The following is a 4,497-nucleotide window of genomic DNA, read 5'->3' as shown; positions in this document are numbered from 1 at the left end:
GGCCGCGGTGCTGGATCTGCATATCCGGCGGGTGATCGGCTGGGCGTTCTCGGCCAAGCCGGATGCCGAACTGGTGATCAAGGCCCTGGACATGGCCTACGAACAGCGCGGCAAGCCACAGCAGGTGCTGTTCCATTCAGACCAGGGCAGCCAGTACGCCAGCCGCCTGTTTCGACAACGGCTCTGGCGCTATCGGATGCAGCAGAGCATGAGCCGTCGGGGGAATTGCTGGGATAATTCGCCGATGGAGCGCCTGTTCCGCAGTCTGAAGTCGGAGTGGGTCCCGTCAACGGGTTACCTGACGGCGCAGGAGGCCCAACGGGACATCAGTCATTACCTGATGCACCGCTATAACTGGATCAGGCCGCATCAATTCAACGACGGGCTACCGCCTGCGGTGGCCGAAGAAAAACTCAACCCACTGTCCGGGATGGGTTGACCACTACACCCGGTGTCGACGGAAAAATACTTCATGGGTCAGGTTTGGTTTTTTCGAGGCGCTGCACCCTGTAACCGGGCACCCTCTCGTTGCGGACCTGGCCAATCTGGCCGAGTCAGACAGGAGATGGATACGATGAACCATGACGACATACTGAATAACCGGGCGGAGCTACTCCAAGAGCAAAACGGGGATGACAGCGGGAGCCTGTGCCATGACGAACTCATCTTTGCGCTGCAGGATAAACATCACGTCCTCTCCCTTGGCTTGAGCACCGTTCTTCAGTGCTTGAGAATGGCCGAGCATGAAGGGGCGGTCCCCGAACTTCCCGAGGGCTGGTGGAGCCGGATGGCTAATCGATACAGGCTAAATTGATTATTTTCATGGAGAGCGGTGCGCTATGGATGTCTACAAGTTGAAGCCAGAGGAAACCGATGAGCGACCAATCGAGCGCGAACGTTTCGAAGAAGAAACGCGACGCCAGGAGCCTTGGTTCTCCACCTCTGAAAATGGCACGGAGGGACATTTCGCTGTCTGTCCCGCCTGCGACAATCCAGTACAAATCATAGGCCTTTATCATTTGCCCGCCAATGTGGCTCGTCCCTATGGGCGTCATTACGCTCGTTCGGTTCGAGACCTTGCCGAAGCGGATGAGGAGGCGCGAGAGAACTGCCCTTATTTCAAACCAAGGGTACACCAAAAGACAGAGCGGAAAGCCTCGGTAAACGGCACGCCTCTGAAAATACTAAAAATACTGATCGAGCAGTTCGACAGGGTTATCTACCTGCTGCGGAAAGAACTGGGCGTGAATATCTCTCAAAACTTGGCTATCCGGATGCTGGAACAATACAGAAGGGAGAGAGGATATCTTTATACTGGGGCAACCCTGACCAATATTCCCTGGATATTTGCCTATATGGCTGATTCTCAGAGTCTTTTTGGACAGCTTTTACTCGATGATGACCTTGTCAAGGCAGTCTCCGCTGAAGTGCCGGCAGCCTCAGTTGATAAGTATGGCCGAGTCTCCTCGAAGGTGGATGAGTCAGGGAGAAAGGAGTATTTCGATCTCAATATGTGCTTTGTGAAGCACCGGTTTCGTAAGGACAGCCTTGAGGGTGAGCTGACCGAGGGGATGGAAATGCTGGTTTCCACAGAGCGGAAAGGAAAGGCTATCGATATATATACGAAGTCGATTGTATTTAACCGCCAGTATTTCCAACGTTTGATTGCTTTGCCCGAGGATCATCCACATAGAGACAGCGGTTTGGTCGAGGCGGCGCGTCGGGTGCTGGGTGACTTGCTGCCCGCCGGATGAACCGGAGCTGATATTCAGCTTGGAAGTCATCGGTTGCGAGGCAGGTGTTGATCCAGATCCATGGAGTCGTGAAGCACGCGAACCACCTCGAGCACCTGGTCTGTCGCCACCCGGTAGAAGACGAAGTGCCTGGGCCGAACAACCTTACCGACGTTGGGCATCGAGCGGCAGTAAACGAGGTGGATACTGCGCAGGCCAGCTCCCAGTTCTTCACGGCTGATGCTGCCTACCTGTTGTGGGTCTGTCGCAACTGCTTCCAGCGCCGCCCCTATGAGTGCCTGGTAACGTCGGCGCGCGGCATCGCCGAAGCGGTTGTGGGTGAAGCGCAGGATATCGACGATGTCCGCTTGGGCATCATGAGAGATGCGGTACTTGGCCATGCTTCAGTGGCTCGCCTGGTTGCCGAGCTCGTCGAGGTAGTGGGCCAGGTCGTCTCTGGTGATCTCGTCGTACTCGCCGCGCTCCAGTTGCATCAGCCCACTGGATGTTGCGTTGCGGAGGGCTTCGAGCTTGGCGCTATTCTGGGCTTCCTGTTGCAGCAGCAGGCGCAATCCTGCCCGGATGACTTCGCTGCGATTCTGATAGCGGCCGGTCTCCACCAGCTCGTTGATATCCTGCTCCAGCGGATCGGGAAGGACGACGTTTCGCGTTGCCATGAGGTACTCCAGTCGGCAGATAGCTAGTGGCATAATATGCCATAAGGCTTGCTAGATCATCTTTTTTGGCGTATAGGTGATAGCAGGATGCCTCCCTCTGGGAGCCAGGAGATTGATCATGAACGCGCACACCAACAAAGGTTTTGCCTCCCGGGTCGGTTTTGGTCTGGGTACGCTTGTGCGTTTTCTCATCACCGATCCCAAGCCTCTCCGTCGTTGGGTGAAGCGCACTTTAGTATCCGGCACTCTTCTTGTGCTGGCATCTCAAGCTTTCAGCTGGCTTTTAAGTGGCGCCCTGACACTGATAGTTCTGGGTGGAGCTGTTCTCGCCTTTGGGGGGCTTCCAAATGGTCCCCGGAAAGAAAACACGTCTGGCTACGGATATGAGTATGGCCCGCAAGGGTATGGTCATTATGTTGCCGGCCAGCGAACTGATGATTAAATAAGGCCCAGTTGGGCCTTATTTATTAGAATATATGCCGCTTGGCATTATTTGCCGCTTCTCCACCTGCTGTCTGGACGTCCTTGGTGCCTTGGGAAAGGCCTTGGAGGACTTGTCCTGCCTGCACACCAGACCAGCCTATTGCTGTGACCCAGAGAAGTGGCAGAATAATAAACATTGCCCCCATCACGAAGTTCAAGATTGCATCTTGAGTCGCCGTGTTCAGTCCCATGACTGGGTCAAATGAAAGATGCGGTGATCCCGAACCATAGAAGGCATCAAGTATCGTGCTATCGATATATCTGGCTAACTGAAACCAGAAATCGACGAACATCATCGCAAAGAAGACGACCGTCATCGTCATGGCAACTTTCAGTTGATAGGTGCCGATGACCAGGACCATCGGAATGCAGATGACCATGGCCATCTTGAGGAACGACATCACCATCGGCAGTGCTTGGCGGACCATATCCATCGCCGGGAAATAGGCCAGGCTGCCCAGGGCAACGCCGAAGGTTCCTGCGGTTCTCGCGATGCCGTTCCAGACCGTACCGCCCACCTGCCCACCATAGTCGGTATAGACGTTGCCTTTGACCTGGCTGGAGGGGGAGATCACCTGGCGAATGACTGCCTCGGTTACCTCCTCCTGGTTCAGCCATTTTGCCCACTTGAGGAAGCTGGTCATCAGGTCCGGATCCACCTGGTCCTTGATCCGATCACGCAAACCGATCCCTGAGTCAGCCCACCACTGCTTGCAGGTGGGGTAGCCACCACCACCGCCCACCTGGGGCAGCCCGGCGTCGCGGGTGGCGTTGTAGGGCCACGACTGACGGGGACTCTTCGAGTAGTCGGTGTCGTAGTACCCCGGGGTGTTCAGCAGGAATCGGGAGCCGATCCAGTTCAGGTCCTGCAGCGCCTTGTTGTCCTCGGCGACGGAGCCCAGATCGGGTTGTCGCATGAACAGCCGCGCACGGGAAGGCCCGTAGCAGTCCCTGGAGAAATCAGCGATTTCTTGTGCCAGCAGCGGGTTGTTCACGCGCGTATTGTCCACTTCCATTCGCATCTGCCGCAGATCCGTGCCGCACGGAATGGCCGCGACCGCGCCGGCGGTGAAGCCCTTGGACAGGGCGTGCATCATCGCCCACCAGAGCGGCATCTGCGCACTCTTGCCGGCCAGGCTGCTGAAGGAGTTCGACCAGCCGGTGTCTGCCGGCGCTGGCAGGCTGTACTGGCACTGCTGGGCGCGGGCCTGGTCGAACTCGATGGTGTCGAAGCTCACGTTGACGACCGGGATTCCCGCCAGGGCGACCACGATGTAGCCGACGTAGATATGCGTCTCGATGCGGGCCAGAGACAGCACGCCCTTGTTGCCCTCGTCGGCGCCTTCCCCGCGAACTTTCAGCCATTCGCGCAATACGATGGCCGCGAACGGCACCGCAAACAGGCCCGTGTCCGAGATCATGTTCCAGATCCCGTTGTTGATGATCCAGCCGAGGAGGGTGAGGTAATACTCCAGGTAGTCATTGGTCATGAAGGTCATGCTGCGCCTCCCGTGCGGAAGTAGGCTTTGCTGAATTCGATGAGCAGGATCAGCAACAGCACCAGGATCTCGATCCGCCGAATGCGCTGCCGCTCATGCGCGCTC

General features: G+C 56.8%; 7 protein-coding genes. 4 read left to right on the top strand and 3 right to left on the bottom strand.

The features are described 5' to 3' along the window. The 3 genes from FFS27_RS29055 to FFS27_RS29045 all read left to right on the top strand — a co-directional run. A partial coding sequence (locus tag FFS27_RS29055) for an IS3 family transposase (protein ID WP_137952386.1) occupies window positions 1-439 on the top strand: 439 nt, incomplete at its 5' end. A 135-nt stretch (window positions 440-574) separates the two neighbouring features. Beyond that, entirely contained in the window at window positions 575-814 is a 240-nt protein-coding gene (locus FFS27_RS29050) for a hypothetical protein (protein ID WP_010792230.1), read from the top strand. A 25-nt stretch (window positions 815-839) separates the two neighbouring features. Continuing rightward, the gene (locus FFS27_RS29045; RefSeq protein ID WP_003119431.1) at window positions 840-1,754 is read left to right on the top strand and encodes a hypothetical protein; all 915 of its coding nucleotides are present in this window, start codon (window positions 840-842) and stop codon (window positions 1,752-1,754) included. Window positions 1,755-1,780: 26 nt separating this feature from the next. On the opposite strand, the gene FFS27_RS29040 is transcribed toward FFS27_RS29045, so the two are convergent. Further along, on the bottom strand, window positions 1,781-2,134 hold the full coding sequence (locus FFS27_RS29040) for a type II toxin-antitoxin system RelE/ParE family toxin (RefSeq protein ID WP_003111729.1): 354 nt from the start codon (window positions 2,132-2,134) through the stop codon (window positions 1,781-1,783). Window positions 2,135-2,137: 3 nt separating this feature from the next. Further along, entirely contained in the window at window positions 2,138-2,410 is a 273-nt protein-coding gene (locus tag FFS27_RS29035) for a type II toxin-antitoxin system ParD family antitoxin (RefSeq protein ID WP_003111730.1), read from the bottom strand. Window positions 2,411-2,528: 118 nt separating this feature from the next. Between FFS27_RS29035 and FFS27_RS33410 the strand changes: the two genes are divergently transcribed. Continuing rightward, window positions 2,529-2,852, top strand: coding sequence for a hypothetical protein (locus FFS27_RS33410; protein WP_071536355.1), 324 nt, complete (start codon window positions 2,529-2,531; stop codon window positions 2,850-2,852). Between the two features lie 25 nt (window positions 2,853-2,877). On the opposite strand, the gene FFS27_RS29030 is transcribed toward FFS27_RS33410, so the two are convergent. Then, window positions 2,878-4,392, bottom strand: a complete 1,515-nt coding sequence (locus FFS27_RS29030) for a conjugal transfer protein TraG N-terminal domain-containing protein (protein ID WP_016851630.1) — start codon at window positions 4,390-4,392, stop codon at window positions 2,878-2,880. Between the last annotated feature and the right edge of the window lie 105 nt (window positions 4,393-4,497).

The organism is Pseudomonas sp. 2VD, assembly GCF_005503585.1.
GTDB classification, from domain to species: domain Bacteria; phylum Pseudomonadota; class Gammaproteobacteria; order Pseudomonadales; family Pseudomonadaceae; genus Pseudomonas; species Pseudomonas aeruginosa.
This window is presented reverse-complemented; position numbering and strand designations above follow the sequence as displayed.